The sequence below is a fragment of the Oceanococcus atlanticus genome (assembly GCF_002088235.1).
Taxonomy (GTDB): domain Bacteria; phylum Pseudomonadota; class Gammaproteobacteria; order Nevskiales; family Oceanococcaceae; genus Oceanococcus; species Oceanococcus atlanticus.
The window spans coordinates 599,884-619,391 of record NZ_AQQV01000001.1; the positions used below are offsets into that span (position 1 = coordinate 599,884).

General features: G+C 56.1%; 16 protein-coding genes. 6 read left to right on the forward strand and 10 right to left on the reverse strand.

The features are described 5' to 3' along the window. Nucleotides 1-249: 249 nt before the first annotated feature. The 8 genes from ATO7_RS02785 to ATO7_RS02820 all read right to left on the reverse strand — a co-directional run bounded on the left by ATO7_RS02785 (nucleotide 250) and on the right by ATO7_RS02820 (nucleotide 10,697). A complete protein-coding gene (locus ATO7_RS02785; protein WP_083559382.1) occupies nucleotides 250-3,723 on the reverse strand; it encodes a DEAD/DEAH box helicase family protein in 3,474 nt (1,157 codons plus the stop codon). A gap of 42 nt (nucleotides 3,724-3,765) precedes the next feature. Beyond that, nucleotides 3,766-4,329: a PIN domain-containing protein gene (locus ATO7_RS02790; RefSeq protein WP_083559383.1), complete on the reverse strand. Its 564-nt coding sequence runs from the start codon at nucleotides 4,327-4,329 to the stop codon at nucleotides 3,766-3,768. Continuing rightward, nucleotides 4,329-4,874: a helix-turn-helix domain-containing protein gene (locus tag ATO7_RS02795; protein WP_240499411.1), complete on the reverse strand. Its 546-nt coding sequence runs from the start codon at nucleotides 4,872-4,874 to the stop codon at nucleotides 4,329-4,331. Before ATO7_RS02795 ends, ATO7_RS02790 begins: the two co-directional genes overlap by 1 nt. 7 nt (nucleotides 4,875-4,881) lie before the next feature. Further along, a complete protein-coding gene (locus ATO7_RS02800; protein ID WP_083559384.1) occupies nucleotides 4,882-6,765 on the reverse strand; it encodes a 3'-5' exonuclease in 1,884 nt (627 codons plus the stop codon). Between the two features lie 12 nt (nucleotides 6,766-6,777). Next, entirely contained in the window at nucleotides 6,778-7,968 is a 1,191-nt protein-coding gene (locus tag ATO7_RS02805; RefSeq protein ID WP_083559385.1) for a restriction endonuclease subunit S, read from the reverse strand. Further along, nucleotides 7,965-9,503, reverse strand: a complete 1,539-nt coding sequence (locus ATO7_RS02810; RefSeq protein WP_240499412.1) for a type I restriction-modification system subunit M — start codon at nucleotides 9,501-9,503, stop codon at nucleotides 7,965-7,967. The genes ATO7_RS02805 and ATO7_RS02810 overlap by 4 nt, the downstream gene beginning before the upstream one ends. A gap of 96 nt (nucleotides 9,504-9,599) precedes the next feature. Further along, nucleotides 9,600-9,836, reverse strand: a complete 237-nt coding sequence (locus tag ATO7_RS02815; protein WP_083559387.1) for a hypothetical protein — start codon at nucleotides 9,834-9,836, stop codon at nucleotides 9,600-9,602. A 114-nt stretch (nucleotides 9,837-9,950) separates the two neighbouring features. Next, a complete protein-coding gene (locus ATO7_RS02820; protein ID WP_083559388.1) occupies nucleotides 9,951-10,697 on the reverse strand; it encodes a hypothetical protein in 747 nt (248 codons plus the stop codon). Nucleotides 10,698-12,352: 1,655 nt separating this feature from the next. On the opposite strand from ATO7_RS02820, the gene ATO7_RS16705 reads away from it, so the two are divergent. Beyond that, on the forward strand, nucleotides 12,353-13,189 hold the full coding sequence (locus tag ATO7_RS16705) for a class I SAM-dependent methyltransferase (RefSeq protein ID WP_158523011.1): 837 nt from the start codon (nucleotides 12,353-12,355) through the stop codon (nucleotides 13,187-13,189). Nucleotides 13,190-13,196: 7 nt separating this feature from the next. Here the strand turns inward: ATO7_RS16705 and ATO7_RS02830 are convergent, their stop codons facing one another. After that, on the reverse strand, nucleotides 13,197-13,430 hold the full coding sequence (locus tag ATO7_RS02830) for a hypothetical protein (RefSeq protein WP_083559390.1): 234 nt from the start codon (nucleotides 13,428-13,430) through the stop codon (nucleotides 13,197-13,199). A gap of 115 nt (nucleotides 13,431-13,545) precedes the next feature. Here ATO7_RS02830 and ATO7_RS02835 point away from each other — a divergent pair, with 115 nt between their 5' ends. Beyond that, nucleotides 13,546-14,487 carry a hypothetical protein gene (locus tag ATO7_RS02835; protein WP_083559391.1) on the forward strand — a complete coding sequence of 314 codons (942 nt, stop codon included), beginning with the start codon at nucleotides 13,546-13,548 and terminating at the stop codon, nucleotides 14,485-14,487. 308 nt (nucleotides 14,488-14,795) lie between these two features. Next, the gene (locus tag ATO7_RS02845; RefSeq protein ID WP_083559393.1) at nucleotides 14,796-15,947 is read left to right on the forward strand and encodes a site-specific integrase; all 1,152 of its coding nucleotides are present in this window, start codon (nucleotides 14,796-14,798) and stop codon (nucleotides 15,945-15,947) included. Between the two features lie 22 nt (nucleotides 15,948-15,969). Here ATO7_RS02845 and ATO7_RS02850 read toward each other — a convergent pair whose 3' ends face one another. Beyond that, entirely contained in the window at nucleotides 15,970-16,926 is a 957-nt protein-coding gene (locus ATO7_RS02850; RefSeq protein WP_083559394.1) for an SOS response-associated peptidase family protein, read from the reverse strand. Nucleotides 16,927-17,050: 124 nt separating this feature from the next. On the opposite strand from ATO7_RS02850, the gene ATO7_RS02855 reads away from it, so the two are divergent. The 3 genes from ATO7_RS02855 to ATO7_RS02865 all read left to right on the forward strand — a co-directional run bounded on the left by ATO7_RS02855 (nucleotide 17,051) and on the right by ATO7_RS02865 (nucleotide 19,215). After that, nucleotides 17,051-17,503 carry a LexA family protein gene (locus ATO7_RS02855; protein ID WP_158523012.1) on the forward strand — a complete coding sequence of 151 codons (453 nt, stop codon included), beginning with the start codon at nucleotides 17,051-17,053 and terminating at the stop codon, nucleotides 17,501-17,503. Beyond that, entirely contained in the window at nucleotides 17,481-18,764 is a 1,284-nt protein-coding gene (locus ATO7_RS02860; protein ID WP_083559396.1) for a Y-family DNA polymerase, read from the forward strand. Before ATO7_RS02855 ends, ATO7_RS02860 begins: the two co-directional genes overlap by 23 nt. Nucleotides 18,765-18,984: 220 nt before the next feature. Beyond that, nucleotides 18,985-19,215 (forward strand): hypothetical protein, encoded by a 231-nt coding sequence (locus ATO7_RS02865; RefSeq protein WP_083559397.1) that lies wholly within the window; start codon nucleotides 18,985-18,987, stop codon nucleotides 19,213-19,215. Nucleotides 19,216-19,508: the final 293 nt, after the last annotated feature.

The following is a 19,508-nucleotide window of genomic DNA, read 5'->3' on the forward strand; positions in this document are numbered from 1 at the left end:
AAGTTAAGGTACTAATAACAGATTATGGGACATAAGTCATGCCAGCCGTGTGACAGCCTCATAAACGGGCTTCAGGCAAGCGCTAGAGTGGCGGAGAGGGAGGGATTCGAACCCTCTCTCCCATTACCAGGAACGCCCATGCCACGGGCGTTCCCAAGACGCCGAAAATGCCGTGGGCCATATATGGGCCACGTTGGCCACGCGCGCTTGATGGGCTCAATCGGTTTGCGCAATCACTTCGCGGCAACGCTAGGCCACCCTGGCATTTTCGTTGATTTGCTCTATGGCTCCCAGCACAGTGTCCCCACCTGCCCCCGGAAAAACCCCATCCAGCCCTTCATGGTGGATTGAGGTAAAAGGCGGCTCGTAGAGCAATCCTGGGTCCATCACGCCGTGTTGCGTCAGCCGCTCAATGATCATCTCTACAAAACGAATCTGCTGACTGCTGTAGCGGTTGCCGTCAAGGAACTGACTGAAGGCTTCCTTGGCGGCGTTACGATCCAGCCCGACGAGGGATCGGATCAGTTCGGTCAGCGGCTTGTCGGCACCATAGACCTCGGTGAATCGCTCGCGGCTTTCTGCCTCACCTGACTCATAGACGAAGCGCTCCAGCTCATCCAAATCCTGCGGGGTCAGCGGCTTGTTGTGCTTGAGTTTGGCGATGGCGACGTGGTTTTCATTGGCGCGGATGTAGGCCTCAACCTTGCGCTTGTACTGCGCCACGTTGATACCGGTGGAGAAGTCACCCAATTCCACTTCGCTGGCTTCTCCCTTTTCATCCGTCAGCACGGTGTAAACGGGTTTGATGGCGCTCTTGTCCACGAACAGGATCAGGCCGCGCAGTTTGCGCCGAAGATGCTCCAGCATGGGCAGGCTGATGTCCTGCCAGTATTCGTCAGTCTGGAGGTCCTGGATCAACGGGAGTTGGGCCTTGACCAGCGGGATGCTGTCCTTGGTTTCCAGATCAGCGGCCAGCTTCATAACTTTCTGACGCAGCTTTTCGAACGCGCTGCCTTGCGCCACTGCAAGCTGCATTTGAAGACAGGTCAAATCAAACAGTTTGGCGGTGATGTGCTCGGTTTCACGTTCGCTGGGCAGACCCGCCACCTCATCTCGCAAGTCGATCAGCGCGGTATCATCCAAAGCATCCCAGGCTTTGCGCTCAGCAAATCGGCTGACCGGCTCGCGGTGTGGGCGCACGATGAAGTTGTCCGGATTCATCGCTGCAACTTCACGGTGCAGTTCATCCGTCACGCCGATGCGCAGCTCAATCAGGGCTTCTTCATCGGGCGGGCATTCACGCGCCTCATTGATCACCGGCGCGGGCAGCACTTCCAGCAGTTCCAGACGCCGCTTGAATAGCTTCTTGGCCAGTGGTTCGCCAACACTGCCCGCCATACCACCAGGGTGCTCATTGAAGTATTCGAAGTTGCCGCAGAAATCGAAGATCTGGAACTCGGTCTTGTCCTGCCCCGGCCCGAACAAATCCGGGCACAGGCGCGTGCCGCGCCCGATCATCTGTAAGAACTTGACCTTGGAGCGCACCGCTTTGAAGAACACCAGATTCAGTACTTCCGGTACGTCAATGCCGGTATCCAGCATGTCCACCGAAATCGCGATCTGCGGCAACTTCTCCGGGTTTGAGAAATCATCGATCAGCGACTGGGCGTAATTCACACTGTAGGTGATGGTGCGCGCGAACTCACCGTTGGTATGCGGGTAGTGATGATTGAAACGCTTGGCAATGAAATCTGCATGCGCCTGATTGGCTGCGAAGATGATGGTCTTGCCTAGCTTGTCGCCACCCTCAACGCTCAGGCCGTTTTCCATCAGGTGTTGCAGCATCAGATCAACGGTGTGCTCGTTGTAGAGCTGCTTGTTGATTTGTGAAGCATGGATTTCACTGGGCGCGGGGTCGTCCACGCCATCACCATCACGATCGCCCCAGTCCAGCGATTCCCAATGCTCCTTTTCTTCGTCCGAAAGCTCGTCGTACTTAATGCCCTCGCGGACAAATTTGATCGGCACCGAACTGGCCTTGGGCGGCACCAGATAGCCATCGGCCACAGCCTCATCCAGGCTGTAGGCATCGGTGGGCACGCCGGTTTCCAGACCGAACAGATGGTAGGTATCGCGATCCACCTCATCACGCGGTGTGGCGGTCAGGCCGATCAGATAACTGTCGAAGTAACGAAAGATCGCACCGTACTTCTGGTACACACTGCGATGCGCTTCGTCGATGATGACCAGATCAAAGTGGCCGACGCCAAAGGGGCGCTGGCCGTCTTTCATTTGGTCGATCAGGCCCATCATCGTGGGATAGGTCGAGAGATACACCCGGCCCTGCCCGGTTTTTTCAGTGACCAGATTGACCGGGCTGGAATCCGGCAGATGGGCCTTGAAGGCTTTGGTCGCCTGATTCACCAACGCCACGCGGTCGGCCAGGAACAACACCCGCTTGGCCCAGTTGGCGCGCATCAGCACATCCACCAGCGCAATGGCAGTGCGGGTCTTGCCGGTACCGGTGGCCATCGCCAGCAGACCGCGACGACGACCCTGATTCAAGGATTCGGCAATCGAAACGATGGCACGTTTTTGATAGCTGCGACCGGCGATATTGGGATTCACGTCGATGCTGGACAGCTCGGTTCTCAGGCCGCGCCGGGTGATGGCCAGCTCAAGCTCATCACGGGTGTAGAAACCCTGCACTTCGCGCGGTGGTGCGCGACGGTCATCCCACAACCAGGTGGCAAAGCCGTTGGTGTAGAAGATCAGCGGACGCTGACCCTTCATCTGTTCGAGGCAGTCGGCGTAAAGCTTGGCCTGCTGCTGGCCCATTTCCGGGTCTTTGGTCGTGCGCTTGGCTTCGACCACCGCCAGCGGCTTGCCATCGGCACCCCAGAGCACATAATCCGCGAAGCCTTCACCGTGCTGGTTCGGCATCCCGGTCACGGGCACTTCCTCGCCAGCGGTCTCACCGACAACCCAGCCCGCCTCACGCAGCAGCACGTCGATGATCAGCTTGCGGGTATCCGCCTCGTTGTAGTCGTGATCATCCGGCACCGCGATATTTGCGGCCTTGGCTTTGGCCAGTTCGCCGCGCAGCGCCGCGAGCTCTGCGTCCATCTCGGCCAAAGCCGCCTCGCGCGCCTCGATGGTCGCCGCCGCTTCGGCAATCGCGGCCTCACGCTTTTCCAGCTCCTTGTGCTGCTCGTCAATCTGCCCCGCGAACTTCGCTTCCTGCTTCTTCAATTCATCGCGGGTTAGTGCAATGGCTTCATCCGAGCGCACCAGTCGCGGCACAGCCTTGTCATCAAAGCGGGCTTCAATCGATTTAGGATCAGAGGCGCGGGTATAGGTGCGAGCCAGCCAGAACAAGATGTGAAACAGCTCGCGGACCAGCTTCATAGCATCCAGCGGCACCACCGGCCGAGCCGAATGCACCGCCTGGTTACCGAACTTCTGGATCAGCCTCGCCTTCGTGTAAACCGGCGGCGGCATCAGCCCTTCAAAGTCGGGCTGGGTCAGCAGCACATTCAGACTGCGGTCATACGGCATGCGCAGATCGCGGTCATTGTCGTACAGCCAATGCACCGCCTGTTCCAGCGCATGGCGGGCGCGCATGCAGCAGGCGCGCGGGTCGGAATAAACCAGCTGCTCCGCGCTTTTAGCCGGCTCGAATAGCGGCTTGAATTCAGCGCGTAGGAACTGGAAGTTACTCATGGCTACCTAGCCAAAACGGAATGATCAAGGTCATAACTGAATTCACAGCACATCTTCAAATTTCCTCAATCGCTCCGCCGTAACCACCAAGCCCAGTGCCGCCAAAGTATCAAGATACTCGCCAACCGGCTTGGGTGGTTTTCTCAAACTCTGCCGGTGTTTTTCCACCGCTGCCAGAATCTTGCCCTCATTCAAATCGAATTGCTGAGTTACAAAATCGTCAGGATGGACCGCTTCAATACCGAAACCGGATAAAACACTGTCAGGAAAATCTTTCAGGTTAAAGGTCACAATGAGCTGCGCACCCGATTGGATGGCGGCGGCCAGCACATGCCGATCATCGGGGTCTGGAAGCGTAAGACCTTCAATCAATGCCTCATAACCCGTGACCACAACATCCGGCACGGCTTTGTTCATCAGCTCGATGGTTCGAGGCAGTTTGTCGCTCAGCTCAGGCCGGTTCTTCAGCACACTACGCGACCATTCATCCTGAATCTGATCCGTCCAGCGCGCCGCGAACAAATCGGTCATTGCCAATCGTATTAGCAGGTCCCGCAGCGGCGCGGGGTACAGCACACAAGCGTCGTAAATGACGACAAAACGCATCAATAACCCATGTCGAGTTCTTGTGCCTGATCCACCAATTCCTGCATCGCAGCCTCAGACTCCGCATCGCGGCCCGCCTTGTAGGCCATCAAGTCTTGCAGGGTAATGCGGCGGTGTGTGCCGACCTTGCTGAAAGGCAGTTCTCCCGCCTCCAGCAACTTGATCAGATGTGGACGCGAAACATTCAGCAGATTGGCCGCTTCCTGCGTTGTCAGCTCTGCATGCACCGGCAGGATGGTGACACCGTTGCCTTGTGCCATCTCGTTCAGGATGTTGCGGAGCAATTCAATGGCCTGCCTGGGCAAAACCAGATCCGCGCCATCCATACGAACGTGTGCACGATCCTGCTCCGGATGGCTACGCAACAACTGCGCTAATGCCACCGAGCTTTCGCGCGCGATGTCCGCGAACCGTGGGTCGGGAAGACTGCTGTTTTCCAATGCACTGGGCATGGCGACACCCTCGGATGTGTAGAAGTACCGGATACGATAAACGCAATAAACGACAAACGCAATAAACGAAACGGCATTGAAGGCAGCGAACAACGCTTTGTCAGGCCACCCTGCCATCCTGCGCACCACTCAATTCATGCTGAAGGGCGTTGATCGAAGCCTGAATCCGCCGGCTGAACACCGAATGCTCGCGATAGGTCATGATCAGCTTGTCCATGGCACGGGTCATGGCCACGTACAGCAGCTTGGCCTCATCCTGCTCGTCTTCTTTCGGACGCGGCATTTCGCCCAGACACGGGATGATGACGCAGCCAAACTCCAGCCCTTTGCTGGAATGCATGCTCACCAGCTTGATCGCCTCCGCGTCGTCATACAGCGCGGCCTTGCCACGGCTGGATGCGGTGGACACCACAGCCAGCCCCTTGCCCTTCAAGACCTGCTCGATCTTTTTCGCCTGCGCGGTGGTTCGATACAGCACCGCGATGTCGCTCAATGCGCGACCGTGATCCAGCTCATTGAACACCCGCGCCAGTACGCAATCCCATTCTGCCCATTCACTGCCGCAGCGAATCAGTTCCGGCCAGGGTCCGCGTCGTCCGGCGCTCTCAGGCGCAATGGTGGGAATGCTGTCGTCTTCCGCACCGCGCTCGGCCAGCAGCTCCTCCGCGAAGCGTTGTGCCACCGACAGCACTTCCAGCGTGTTGCGGTAGTTCAGGCGCAGGATCGTGGTGCGACCCTTGGCCTGAATACCCACGCTGGCGAAACTGAAGTTCATGGCCGGCCCTTTGCGGTAGATCGACTGGGCATCGTCATACAGCACCAGCAACGAATTGGTCTGCGGATCGATCATCTGCACCACCAGCTTGAACCAGTCCGGCTCAAAATCGTGGCCTTCATCGATCAGCACGGCGCCGTACTGGGCACGAGGGATCTGACCGCGATCCACGCCATCCATGGTGTTTTGCACCATCTGCGCCATTTTCTTGCCCACCGGCAAGCTGTTATCCGGATACGGGATGTGAAAGGCCTTGTGCATATCCGAGCACCAGGCGTGGAAATTACGCACCACCACCTTGTTGGCGATCTGCTTATCCTCGATCACCTGGCTCAGCCGCGCGGCCAGCGACTTGTTGTAGCAAAGCACCAGAATCGGCTTGCTGGTCGCCTGGGCAATCCGCACACAGCGATAGCCCAGGATCATGGTCTTGCCGGTGCCGGCCGCGCCATGGATGATGCGATGACCATCGCCCATGGATCGCGCCATCTGCTCCTGCTGCAAATCCATCACCTTGATGATGTCCGGAATGCTGGCGCTGTCATCCTCATCGAACAGGCCGAACTGGCCGGGATCCGTGTTGACCCTCACTTCCGGATACATATGCCAGCGCACCCGATCGATCTGCGGCAGGGTCAGACGGCAAGGAAAAGCGACATGGAACATGTCCCACAAGCGTTGCTGAAAGGCCTCGTCATCGACGGATTCCAGCATCTCGTCCTGGCAGATCACCCGCCCCGGTTCCAGCACTTCGCCAAGGTCTGTGCTCTCGAACTGTTTGCGGGTGATGTTGGCCAGCACCACACCCCAGCCCCAGGGCATGATCAGCTTGCCCTGGGTGCGTGAATCCGCCGCACCGACCAGCGCGGGATCAGTTTGCAGCAGCATGCAAACTTCCAGCGCATACACCCGCGCCTGGGTCATCGGGTTCTTTTCCTTGACCAGACCACGGTTGGTCAGAAGCTGTGCAACACCACGGTCCAGCGACTGGATGGTGTCGAGTTTCCAATCTTTGACTTCCAGCACCAGGAAGCCGCGCTGCGGATGCAGGATGACGAAATCCGGGTGCAGAGCCTTGGGGCCCACCGGCACGTCGTACCAGACGAGATAGTCGTCTTCGAGTTTCTTCTCCAGCCGTTCTCCGAGCCGCCGCTCGCCTGAGGTCATGCGGGGCAGACAGGCGTTGCGGGTGGGGAAGAACTGGGCCATGTGGGTGACGGCTTAGGCGGCCTGGCTCAGTTGGCCGGAGAAGGCGCGTTGCTGGAGCGATGCAAACTCTTCGCGCAACTTCAATAGAGATGCCTCCATCGTAGACGCCTGGCATCGCAGTTGGTGCGCAATTGCCGCGAATCTTCCCTGCAAATCTCGCGGAACATCCATCACTGGCAATTCGCGGAGCCGCTTGAGCGTAATCTCTCTAAATGTAGCGCCCTTGATCTGCCTTTGAATCCACACCTGAGTGCCATGGCTTCGCAAATGATTGAGCAAGTAATCGGTATCCATCATCGCGCCAGCAGCAATTCGAGCGGTACCCTGGGTTAGGTTTGCTCCATGTAACGATTCCGTCACCACGGCAGTCGTTCCTACGGTCGCACGAATGCTCATGATGATGTCGCCAGCCTCAACCCGCGACCGTTGAAACTTCGCAGCTATTTCAGGGGAGGTGTGCCGAAGGGAATTCTCTTGGATTTTTCCGTTAACGATATCGCCAGTCCTGACATAGGGAATGCCACCGTCTACCTCGTCTCCCGCCTGGACGATCCCATACGTCACAATTGTTCCGGGATTCACCGCCTCAGCCAGTTCGATCGTCGGCCACCCCTTCGGATTCGTCACCGGATCGCCGAACATATCCAGAAACACGGATTGCAGGAGCTGATCGCATTTGGCCATGGCTTCACGGCGCTTGGCGCGCAGGGCGTCGGCCTTGTCCAGAATCGCGGCGATGCGGCGTTGTTCGGGGAGTGGGGGGAGTGGGATTTTGACCTCCGCGACGATCGCCTTCGACACCTCCTTGAAAGTTGCTCCGTTCCCGAGAGATTGCAGATACGGCTTGTTGGCTCTCAGCCAATAGAACAGGTAGTCGGACGAAAGTTGCTCGGAATCGGGGATGAAGCTCTTGAATCCCTGATTGGTGCATATGGGCACAGTGTTAATAGCGACATGCCCAATGGGGGCCCTTGAGCTAAAGAGCACAGAACCTTTTGGCATCAACTTGGCCGAGCAACTTTGATATCCGGCATCCGTAAGAGTTTGCGGCGTCGCGTCGAGATGTTTTCCCTCAAGGTTACTGAGATCTTTGGGGGTCGCCCATGCGATGGGGCCACCCCAGTACTCATCAACTGAGGTCTTTGGCGTCGCCCCAGAAACAATTTCGCAGCAGTCGGCAAGACGAACTTGAGGCCAGCTCACGAAAGCATCCCCTCCAACTCCTCCATACCCTGCATGATCTCGGCTTCCAGCTTCTTCAGCTCGGCCAGAATCTGCTGCGGCGGGTCGTACTGCACTTCCTCATACACGATCTCCTTGTAGCGGTTGATCGAGAGGTCGTAGTCGTTGGCGGCGATGTCCGCCTTGGGCACCAGAAAGCTCTGCTCGGTGCGGGCGTGCTCGGCTTCAGCATCCTGATTGTTCCAGCGCGCCAGGATGTCCGGCAGGTTGTTGTTCTCGTGCTTGTCGGCGTCCAGTGGGGTGCGCTTGTCGTCCAGTGAGAAGCCGTCGGCCTGCATATCATAAAACCAGACATGCTCGGTGCCGCCGGAGTTGGTCTTGGTGAAAATCAGAATGGCGGTGGAGACCCCGGCATAGGGCTTGAACACGCCACTGGGCATGGAGACGATGCCGTCCAGCTTGTGGTCTTCGACAATACTTTTGCGCAGGGTCTTGTGCGCCTTGCTGGAGCCGAACAGCACTCCATCCGGCACGATGACAGCGGCGCGGCCACCGGGTTTCAGCAGACGCAGGAACAAGGCCAGGAACAGCAGCTCGGTTTTCTTGGTCTTGACGACTTCCAGCAAGTCTTTGGCGCAGCTTTCATAATCCAGCGAGCCGGCGAATGGCGGATTGGCCAGAATCAAACTGAACTGCCCTTCCACGCTGGCATGGCCCTCACTGAGGGAATCGCGGTTTTCAATTGCAGGGTTTTCGACCCCGTGCAGCAGCATGTTCATGGAGCCGACCCGCAGCATGGTGCTGTCGAAGTCGAAGCCGTGGAAGGTGTCGTGGTTGAAGCGCCACGCCGCCTCGGGCGTGGCGTAAATTTCGTTCTGGTAGTGATCGTTCAGGTATTCACTGGCCGAGACCAGAAAACCCGCCGAGCCGCAGGCCGGGTCACAGATGGTATCGGACGGTTTGGGCGCCATCATCTCAACCATCAGCTTGATGATGTGGCGCGGGGTGCGGAACTGGCCGTTCTGGCCGGCGGTGGCGATCTTGCCCAGCATGTATTCATACAGATCACCCTTGGTGTCGCGATCCTCCATTGGGATCGCATCCAGCATGTCCACCACCTTGGCCAGCAATGCCGGATTGGGGATGGTGAAGCGGGCATCCCTCATGTGCGCCGAATAGGTGGAATCGGTTTCACCACCACCCAGGGTCTTGATGAAGGGGAATACCTGCTCGGCCACGGTGTCGTACAGCGTTTGCGCGTCACCGAGCTGTCGGAACACCGACCAGCGCAGGTTTTGCTGGTCCTGGCCAAAGATCGGCTTGTCGATGGGCCGATTCAAGCGATTGGCCTTTTTCTCCCGCACGGTGTGCAGCTCATCCAAGCGCTTGATGAACAACAGATAGGTCATCTGCTCGATGACTTCCATCGGGTTTGAGATGCCGCCCGACCAGAAGGCATCCCAGATGCGGTCAACCTGATTTTTGATTTCGCCGGTGATCATTGTGCTGTATATCCAATTCGGGCTTGGGCAGACAAAAGCCACAGACTCATCCATGAATCTGTGGCCTGGGTGCAGCCCCGTTCATTTTTTCTTATGGAGGAATATAAATGATCTGGCTTTGGGTTTTGCGATTCTGTGCAGCCATGAAACTTAGCCCCCAGAATCGGGACGGTTGGTCACATGCTGCGTTTTGGATTGAGCAGGCTTCAATTCCCGCTCAGCACGACTCATCAGCTTGAGCAGCGCGTCATGAATCGCACCGCGCAGGTCGATGTCGAAGCCCTGGCGCTCCGCCTCTGTTTTGATGCGTTCCAACCGCTTGTGATCATCCATGCTCATGGCAACGGACAGACTCAGGGTTTTGGTTTGTTTTTTACGAATTAACATTTTTAAGTTCCTATAAAGGGGTTGTGGTGGAAAGCCCACCTGCCCCTTCAGGTACCCACCAATTTGCAAACGTCTCTACGGTGGAAATTCACGCTGCATTGAGGCAGTCCACAACTACCCTGTACTGACGCGGCGGCGACCACCAAACCAGCTCTTTCGACCTTTGGCGACCCGCGCCACCAACATTGACAAGGGCTGAACATCATCCTGACGATGAGACATATAGAGCAGCGTGCCAGGAACCGGGGGAAACGCTGCGATATCGTGATGACGATTCCATTCCTTCTTGGCCAGGGCCATCAGATGACCCACCTGTTTTCTGATCACCGCGGCTCCAGGGGTTCGGTATAGCGACCAGACAGCTTGGCGCATCAAAGAGGTGTCGGCGCTTGAGCCAGCATGTTTCAAGCGGATTTTCCAGTTGTCATAGGTCTTGGCCGTCATTCGCCAGGAATACGACGGCTTGGGCGTCTCTGGGCGCGAGTGGTGAGCCACCTCGTACTCACCCAGCCAGTTCAGACGTTGATGCTTGATGCGGGTGTCTTTGAGATTTTCCTGACGATGGACATTCCCTTCACCGTCTGTGGCAAGCAGCCACCAGGCCAGATCCTGAGAATCCGCAATCGGGTAGAAGAACAGTTGAGCATTGGCTTTGCTGGCGGCACGGCGCCGGTATCGGCGATTGCGGCCCAGATCCACACCATATAACTCAGCAAACTTGGCAGCGAGATTCAGTGCTTTTGCGGCGGGCACCCGGCCGCCGGTCCAGTGGTGGTATCCATGTGAGACGGCATGCAGCATGTGACGCATGGTGGCGATCTTACCTTCGTAGACTTTCGGGTCATATTTAATCTTGGGCATCGGTACTTCCTGAGTAGATACAAGTTGTACTCGACGAGATCGAACAATGTCCGAAGGACATACAAAAGAAGATTCCTAAACAAACGCGTCACAGATCTCGAAGAGCATCTGGGACACAGGTACCGAAATAAGTGCAAGTGCCGCCGATCGCAGCCAACGATCGATGGGCAAACCTGTTCATTCACGCCAAAAACGGGGATGAGGAGGTCCCCAACCGTCAATTGCAATTTGGGGTGGTTGCCAACCACCTCACGGGCCGTACACATGCCAACGTGTGCGGCCAAGTCTGCCGGAGCAGCCGGATGCTCTTAATGGAGCTCGTCCGAATGCGCGCGGGGCTCAGGGGTGCAATTCCTCTGTTCTATCGCGTCTTTTCAGAAAAAGGTTGCGGCGGGTTTTGGTGACAAATTGAACGAGAACGTGCCCAACCAACATTGGGCGACACGGAAACGGGAGCCTATAAAGGGAGGTCTTCGGACTGACTGGAAATGGTGAACCCTGTGATGTGCTCGAAATATCGGGATGGTGTAGGGAAATGAACCGCACCTAACCCGCCTGACACGATGGTTTCTGCGACAGCCGGCGTCGTTTTCGAACGATTCCGCATCCCGATTCGGGGTGGACGAGGCAGGATTTCCGCAAGGATTGATTGACTAAGCGCTGTTGGCCATGGGTGGTAACGCTGCCATGGCGGCACCTGGAGAAATCCAGGGTCGATGTATAGCTCAAACGTGTAAATGTAGGCTGAGAAGTCGCATTCAGGAGAGATGGAAAAACGCCCTTCGGGGCGCTGCCGGCAAGCCGCAAGGCTGTACTAGTGCTGATGATCATGAACCTCGGGCTGATGAAGATTTTGGGATCTTTGCTCACAGCCAAACGAACGTGGTGTGTCGCGTCACACACGAGGAACATGGGAGGCAGCCGGCTACCTGATCGTAGTAGAGCCTCACTAACGTGGGACGCGCCGAACCGGATCGACAAAATGGCAAAGTCGATGCTGTACCGGGGCTGGCGTTGGAGCAACGTGACACTGCATCTACCGTAAGTGGAGAGTGCAGGGATAGACGGGAAAAAAACCAGACGGCTGCCCTCAGTGGGGATGTCGTTTAGGTGAAGCTGAAACGGGCGGTTGGCACCGCATAACCGCGTAGGCAATTCCAGCAACCGAAGGAGTGATCCTGAGGCCGAGTGGACCAGTTGAAAGCGTTATCTAGCAGACGTAATTGTAAATGGGCTGGCAGCCCATGACGGAACTTCCACTGGTGTTGGCGCACCTTTGGAAACAGTGTGGGAGCACTGTGTTTTTTTGGCGATCCGCATCCCCTCCCAGGGGTGCGAAAAACTTGGATTGTATTAGGAGGTACTTGTGGACTGACGCCCCCAAGGCGTTGTGGTCGAAACCGTATTGACCAGGAAGCACCAAGCCATCTTGATGATGGCGATGACGGATTGCGACGGACAATCTGCCATGACTCTAAGCGCAACTTTGTTGCGTATAACTCTTGACCCCCCTTCTTCGGAAGGGGGCGTCATTTTGGTCTATTCTTGATTTTTGTTACATCAATCATGATAGATGTGAAATGACACATGGAGGACGCCGACAAGGTGCGGGTCGGCCACGCGGGTCTGGACGGTTTGACGAGCCGACGCGACTGGTGCGGATTCCTGAAACTTTGAGGCCAGAGGTGGATCGGCTACTGGCTGTACATGCGGCCAAACGAACCGGAGCTGTGCCGGCCAAAGCGGAACGTAAAGACGCCGTCACTGCCCCGGAACACCTGATTGAAGGCATTACGGTACTGCCTCCCATCGACGCAATTGCACTGATGGAAAACTACCGCCGGAATCACCGGCGGTTTGACGTCGTGCATCTTGACCCGGTTTATGAAAGTAACGACGCGGCCGGCCGGCAGCGTTTTGCCCGAAAAACCATCGAGCTGATTCATGCTGCTGCCAAAATCAGTGATCACATTTTGTGCTGGGGATTCCCTGCGTCACTGGGGCTGTTGGTCGATCGCTGGCCCAGAAATTGGAGGATGGAAGGCTGGGTGACATGGCATTTTCAGAATGCACCAACACGCGCGCGCGGCTGGCGTGCTGCCCAGAATGCTTGCCTGCATTTGGTTTCCGAAAACGCGAAAATCCACCCGGAAAATTTCTATTCAGACTCTCAGCTTGATCTTGCTGAGAGTGGTCGATTGGCGTTCAAGCCAGGACCACCGAATGTCGTGGTGTCACCCATGATCAGCGGCTTTGCTTTGAGATCCGAAAGCGTCGGTTTTCGCGGGGGCCAGAAACCTGTTGCTGTTATCGAGCATGTGCTGAAAATGTGCCTGCCAACGTCCGGAGGCCACGCTTTAGATCCGACATGCGGCGCCGGCACAACGGGAATTGCTGCTCGAAATTTGAATGCTTATGCAACGCTCAGCGACCGATCAACAGCCGCCTTGAGAACGACTCAAAAGCGGTTGCTCCAATCCGCTCCCACCTGATCACAGGCTACTCCTCGCCACGCTCCCTCGCCCACCGTTTTCGTTGGGCGATTGAACGAGCCGACGTGTCCTTGTCATACGCCGTCACGTCCATTTCCAGATAGTTTTCCAATGCCGCCCGCATGATGTCCGAGCGTGTCGGAATGAATCCCAGTTCTGACGAAAGCTCTTCCCTTTTTGCATCCACGTTTTCCAATAGATCCGGGTAAGCCCAGCACGCAATCTGCGTCTTTTTTCCCACGGTGTGCTCCTAATGCCTGAGCACAAGTCTATTGACAAACGTTGATACTTGTCTCTATCATGTAACAACTGTTGTTACTTCATAGCAGTAAAACCACTTAACGAAAGGATTTTTAATGAAGAAAAGTATTGCTATCGGCGACATCATTCGCCTTCCCAACGCGCCCGTATTTGGGGTCTACCGCATCCGTGAGGCTGAGTTTGGTGAAGATGAATCCGAAATCATCTTCCGACTGGCCGATGCCACTGGCTCGATCCAGGCCAGCGCCAACGCCTTTGAATTGATGTACAGCCATCCTGGTGAAATGGACGATGCTGTCCTGCATTGTCAGGGCAAGATTGAGATCAACACTTCGGGCGAAGCCATCGTGCAGGTTGCTGACCTGACCGAATCTGAACACGCCGTTTATGGACACATTCAGCAAGTTCCACGTGAAGTGTGCGTCAAAAGTGCCCTGCCCTATTTCGATCAGATCATCGAACGGATCGAGGCCATGAACAGCGATGTCATTCGCCGGTTTTGCGAACTGGCGTTGGGTCACCCGCGCATTTACGAAACCTACTTCAGGAATGGAGCCTCGTGGTCTTCCCACCACGCGGAACCGGGCGGACTGGCAAAGCATGTCAGCGAGATGATCCTGATGATCGATGGCTGCCCATTGCTGAGCGACATGCCTGATTGGCGCCGAGATCTTTGTGTTGCTGGGGCCGTTGTTCACGACCTGACAAAAATCACGGGGAGATCCTCAGGCAGCGACGATTACTCGAACCTCATTCGCAGCCTTTCTGTGCCCATCCGCCACTTTGAAGAACACTGGCCAGATGGCGCGAAGCACATCCTGGAAATGCTTAAAGGCTTTCCACGTGCCACGCATCCTCAAACTGTGGAAGGGGCGGTCCTCTGGGCTGCGGACCGGCTCAGTGCGACGGCAGCAGCGGAACGTCACGCTTTTGATCACATCGCAAATGAAACCGCCAAGGTAGTTGAGGCAAAAACCGGCAAAACGTCGATGCGGATTTATCAGCGCCCTTCCGCTCCGCCGGATGTGCATTCATAACGCCACCCGGGGATTGAAGAACGTGGGAAATATGTGCAATTGGTGCGGTCGCTTGTGCGTCCGCACCCGCTGTCTGAGGCGCAGGTACCTGCTCGGGGTAATCAACCCGAATAGGACCTACGTATGCCTCAAAAATCAGCGCCAATGTACCGGCCAGATCATCTTCCACTGCAAAAATTCTGCGAAATCTACGGCTACGAACCGGACGCGATTCGCCAGAGAATTTATCGCGCCCAATGGATCGAAGGACGTGAGTTCCATCGCGATCCCTTTGGCCACATCCACATCTCACTGAAAGGATACGACCGATGGGTACGTCTAGCATCCTGACAGAATCCCCGTACACCGGGGTTGAGATCCGTGGCCGTTCGATCCGTATCAGGTTTAAGTATGAGGGCAAGTGGGTTCGAGAAACACTGAACTGGCTGCCGACAGAAGCAGGGCTAGATGACGCCTATGACAAACTTCAAACGGTAAAGCGTGAAATCAAGCTGGGCACCTTTAAGTATGAGGTGCACTTTCCAGACTCTAGGCGTGCCCAGAAGATCCTCGCCACTTCGGATATGACAGTCGATGCCGCGATTGTGGGAATGATGTCAATCCAGACGATTTCCAAAAGCACCCTGCGTGGCTACCGAAACGCCCATAAAAACCGCATTAGCCCAACGCTTGGCAGCATCCTGGTGCGGGAGCTGACCAAAAATCAGGTCAAAAACCTTCGAACTCTTCTGAAGAAAAACTACAGCGCGAAAACCGTAAACAATACTCTGAGCGTCCTAAGGCAAGGTCTGGAATACGCAAAAGACGAAAACGCAGTCAAGAAGAACATCGTCAAAAAGGTAAGCGGTATCAAGGTTCCAAAGCCCAAGGTCGATCCCCTCGAACGCCGCGAACTGAACCAGTTGCTGCTGGCCTGCGAGCCTGAGTTTCAAAACTTAGTGTTGTTTTGGGTTTCGACCGGCTTACGCCTGTCTGAAATTCGAGCGCTGCGATGGTCTGACGTTGACCTAAAAAGGGCCACCGTACATGTACAACGTGCATTCGTCTTGAAGGAAATGAAATCCACGAAGAATGAAGAAGACCGGATTGTCGAATTCAAGTCTCTGGGACTGAGGGCATTAGAAAGCCAAAAGAAAATCTCAGGCCAAGCCGAACACGGTTACATCTTTACCAAGAGCATCAACGGTCAGCCATGGCACCTTGAACGCGATGTCTGGAGTGCATTGAAACACCGTTGCCAAAGAGCCGGTGTTCGCCGCCGCAGTCCAACCCAACTTCGCCATACCTATGCATCAATGGCCCTGTCTGCTGGCGAAAGCCCCTACTTCGTCATGACGCAGATGGGACACAAAGATCTGAAGGTCCTGAACAAGCACTATGCCAAGTGGCTGAAAGACGAAAAATCCGGCCTGCGGCATGAAAAGTATCTAATGGAAGAATTGGCGGCGATTGGGCTTTAAGCACCGCTCTCACCATTGCTCTTCATGCTGCGATCTTATGGCGATAATAAAGTGATGGTCGGTCATTCAATACGGCGTCCAGATCCTCCAGTGTTGCCTGACCCGGTTCCAGCCAATCGCCGGCGGCCTGTTCTGTCAGCACAATGACGCAACGATCATGACCGGTTGCTGCCACCTCAGGGGGCGGCTCATCGGTGATGGCTGCAAACGAAGTCAGCGATGGTTGATCCGGTTTTTCCCAGCGGGACCAGAGGCAGGCCACCGTCATGGCCTCGACCTCGCTGTGAAATGCCAGAACCATGTTCTCAGGCTTCTCTCCAGGTTTCAGATCCCGATTTTCGAAATCGTGCCTAGCGACATTTTCGTAGAACGCCGTTATCCGAATCAGGCCGTGGCTGTGACCAAACTGGCCTTTCCAGAAGCCAGTTAGGTTGTCCCGGCGGGCGTTGTACAGGCCATCGTATCGCCGATCATAGCTGGCAGGTTTTCCAGCAGGGCGGCAGTGGTAGCGCATTGGGCGAATCCAGTTTTGCCCGTTCTCTCTCACAACCACAGCGGCGTACTGGAAAGGGAAAATCCGTGAGTCCTTGGGTTCCAGCGTGTTCCGAACCAAATCGGCCAGCTTGCCTTTGGCCCATTTGATCTTTTTTGTCGCGATGCGCAGGCTTTCCCGCGCTGTTTTGGTTTCCTTGATCTGCAACTTGCGCTCAGCATCAGCCCGGCGTTTTGTTTGCTTGAACAGCACCGCTTCCAGTCGGCTGGTCTCAGCTTTCCTGTGTTGCTGGATCAGGCTGGCAATATGCTCCTCGATACCTGTACTGGGCTCCATGAAGTTCGCTTCCAGGGCCTTGGGGATCTTGATCGCACTGTTCGTCAAACGCTGCTCCAGGATGTCCGCAAAGACCTGATAATCGATCTGAGCCTCGAAATGCTCCTGTAGCTCGCTCAGATCAGCACTGACTTGCGCAGAAAAGCACATGACGGCACCTGTCGGTTATGTTCGGACGGATTGTAAATCACACACTTACACGGTTCGCTATTGCATCAATGAGGCGGTCGGGCGTATTACTGTCTTTATGGACAGTATTCATGCAAACCACCCAATGCACGACATCAGCGTAGGTTACGCCGCCATCGACCCTGCTGTGATGGAACTTGCTCTGGTGTCTTCCCCCAGGCCACAGGCCGGCTTCCCCTCCCCTGCTGCGGATTTCGTTGAGGACACCATCGACCTCAACCAGTTGCTGGTTACCAACCCGCCCGCGACCTTCTTCGTGCGTATTGAAGGCGAGTCGCTGAAGAATCTGGGCATTTTGTCGGAGGACATCGCGGCGGTGGATCGCTCCAAGAATCCGCGACGTGGCGATCTGGTGGTGGCGGTCTTTGAAGGCGGGGTCTATGTCAAAGTGCTGGACCTGATCGGTGACCGCATGGCCCTGTGCTCTCGCCATGATTCTCTGGAGCTGTATCAGCCCATGTTCCTGGACAACGATCCGGATCACATCATCTGGGGCGTTGTAACGGGGATTGTCCGTGGGATCGGCCGCAAGCTCTAAGCGAATCGCGCTTGTTGATGTCAACAACTTCTATGCGAGCTGCGAAACCGTTTTTGACCCGACACTGCGGGGGCGGTCTGTCGTTGTCCTGAGCAATAACGATGGCTGTGTGGTGGCCCGATCAGCTGAAGCCAAGTCAGCGGGTATCAAAATGGCCCAGCCCTGGCATCAGGTTGCCCCGTCAATCCAAAGACGAACCCAGGTTTTCAGCTCCAACTACGCGCTGTATGCCGATATGTCGAACCGGGTGATGACAATACTCGGGGATTTGGCACCCAGCCAGGAGGTTTACAGCATTGACGAAAGCTTTCTGGACCTGACGGGTATTCCAAATCTGGCACGTCATGCCACAGGCATCGGTCAGCGCGTCGGCCAGTGGACAGGCCTGTCGGTCTGCGTGGGCATTGGCAGCACCAAAACCCGTGCCAAGCTCGCCAATTACGTAGCCAAGAAGGCGCCGGAATACGATGGCATTTTCAACCTTGAAGATTGGACTGACCACGATCAAACCGCGGTGCTGACGCGAATTCCCGTTGGCGAAGTCTGGGGTATCGGTTTTCGCACCCAGCGGCGCCTGACGGCAATGGGCATCCGCACGGTTGCCGACCTACAAAGCGCTGATCCGAAACATCTGAGACAGCTTTTTGGCGTGGTGATAGAACGCGTCGTTGCTGAGCTCAACGGCGACGCATGCATGGATCTGGAACAGGCTCCACCACCTAAAAAGCAGATCCGATCCAGTCGTTCGTTTGGCAAACCCGTCACAGATCTATCCAGCCTGAAAGAAGCTATGCTGGCCTTCGTTTCCATCGCTGCTGAAAAGCTGCGCCGACAAGGTAGCCTGGCCAGCACCATGCAGGTGTTTATCTGCACCAATGTGTTCAAGGCAGAAGCCCCGCAGTACTCGACCGGCTATACCCTCAAACTGCCCTACGCCATGGACGATACCGTCATGCTGGCACGCTTCGCTATACGCACGCTGGAGCACCTGTATAAGCCGGGCTTCGAGTACAAAAAAGCTGGCGTGAATCTCATGAACCTCACGCCGCGTGAGAACACTCAATTTGGGCTATTTACGAACGATGATGCCGTTCAGCGCGCCGACAAGCTGTCCGGCACCATGGACGCTATCAACCAACGGTTTGGACGTGAGGCGCTGTGTTTAGGGCGGTTGGCGGGAAAGCGACGTTGGTCGATGAATCAATCACGGCTGTCCCGGAGCTATACGACCAATTCCAAGGAGCTGATACTAGCTCGTTGAAGCTGGCGACCCAGTTGGTAAGCCACCGCATGTTCAACGATGTCACCAGACGGCCAATTGCTGACCTTCATTTCCTCATCGACGGACGATAAGTTGGACGTAAATGCGGACATTCAAGCGCCCAGCTCGAGGCATTTCCCGAAACAATATATTCGCCGCAGCCCTGTAAAACAATTGTTCGCTTGACCTTGGACCAGGGTCTAGGCTTATATTCGAACTCATGAGACACCTGCACGTCATCCTGATGCCGCTACTGATCCTGAGCCTGATTGGTTCGGGCAGCGCATTGGCGTGGACTTCTGCGTGCTGCCCGCCAGAACAAGGCCAGGCGATGTCTCATGAGATGGACCTGTCCATGAACGCTATGGATTCGGTGTCACCGACGACAGACGCAAACACCATGGAGACGACCGTCTCGATGAGCATGGCGGACTGTGAAGGCAATGGCTAAGCAACCGGGATGTGTTGTCTGGGCGGCGTGATGGGGCCGCCATCGATAAGCTTTACTGTCTCGGCTGTCGACAACGTCGCGCTGCCGGTATTCCCGACCCGTCGCATACAGCAATCGCCCAGCGGTCTGTTCCGTCCGCCGAAAGTCTAACCGTTTGATTTGACCAAGCGCGCGGCGGCCTGCAACGGCCCTGCGTGGTTCAACGCGTGATGTCGTCACGCGTCATCAATCGGTATGGACTCATGAATAACCTGTTTCGCACGAGCTTGCTCGTGCTCACCACGACCGCGGGA

Bases quoted from the DNA above. Each gene is read 5' to 3' on its own strand.
- ATO7_RS02785 (WP_083559382.1), bottom strand. From the start codon at position 3,723: ATGAGTAACTTCCAGTTCCTACGCGCTGAATTCAAGCCGCTATTCGAG.
- ATO7_RS02790 (WP_083559383.1), bottom strand. From the start codon at position 4,329: ATGCGTTTTGTCGTCATTTACGACGCTTGTGTGCTGTACCCCGCGCCG.
- ATO7_RS02800 (WP_083559384.1), bottom strand. From the start codon at position 6,765: ATGGCCCAGTTCTTCCCCACCCGCAACGCCTGTCTGCCCCGCATGACC.
- ATO7_RS02810 (WP_240499412.1), bottom strand. From the start codon at position 9,503: ATGGATGAGTCTGTGGCTTTTGTCTGCCCAAGCCCGAATTGGATATAC.
- ATO7_RS02815 (WP_083559387.1), bottom strand. From the start codon at position 9,836: ATGTTAATTCGTAAAAAACAAACCAAAACCCTGAGTCTGTCCGTTGCC.
- ATO7_RS02820 (WP_083559388.1), bottom strand. From the start codon at position 10,697: ATGCCCAAGATTAAATATGACCCGAAAGTCTACGAAGGTAAGATCGCC.
- ATO7_RS02835 (WP_083559391.1), top strand. From the start codon at position 13,546: ATGAAGAAAAGTATTGCTATCGGCGACATCATTCGCCTTCCCAACGCG.
- ATO7_RS02845 (WP_083559393.1), top strand. From the start codon at position 14,796: ATGGGTACGTCTAGCATCCTGACAGAATCCCCGTACACCGGGGTTGAG.
- ATO7_RS02850 (WP_083559394.1), bottom strand. From the start codon at position 16,926: ATGTGCTTTTCTGCGCAAGTCAGTGCTGATCTGAGCGAGCTACAGGAG.
- ATO7_RS02855 (WP_158523012.1), top strand. From the start codon at position 17,051: ATGCACGACATCAGCGTAGGTTACGCCGCCATCGACCCTGCTGTGATG.
- ATO7_RS02865 (WP_083559397.1), top strand. From the start codon at position 18,985: ATGAGACACCTGCACGTCATCCTGATGCCGCTACTGATCCTGAGCCTG.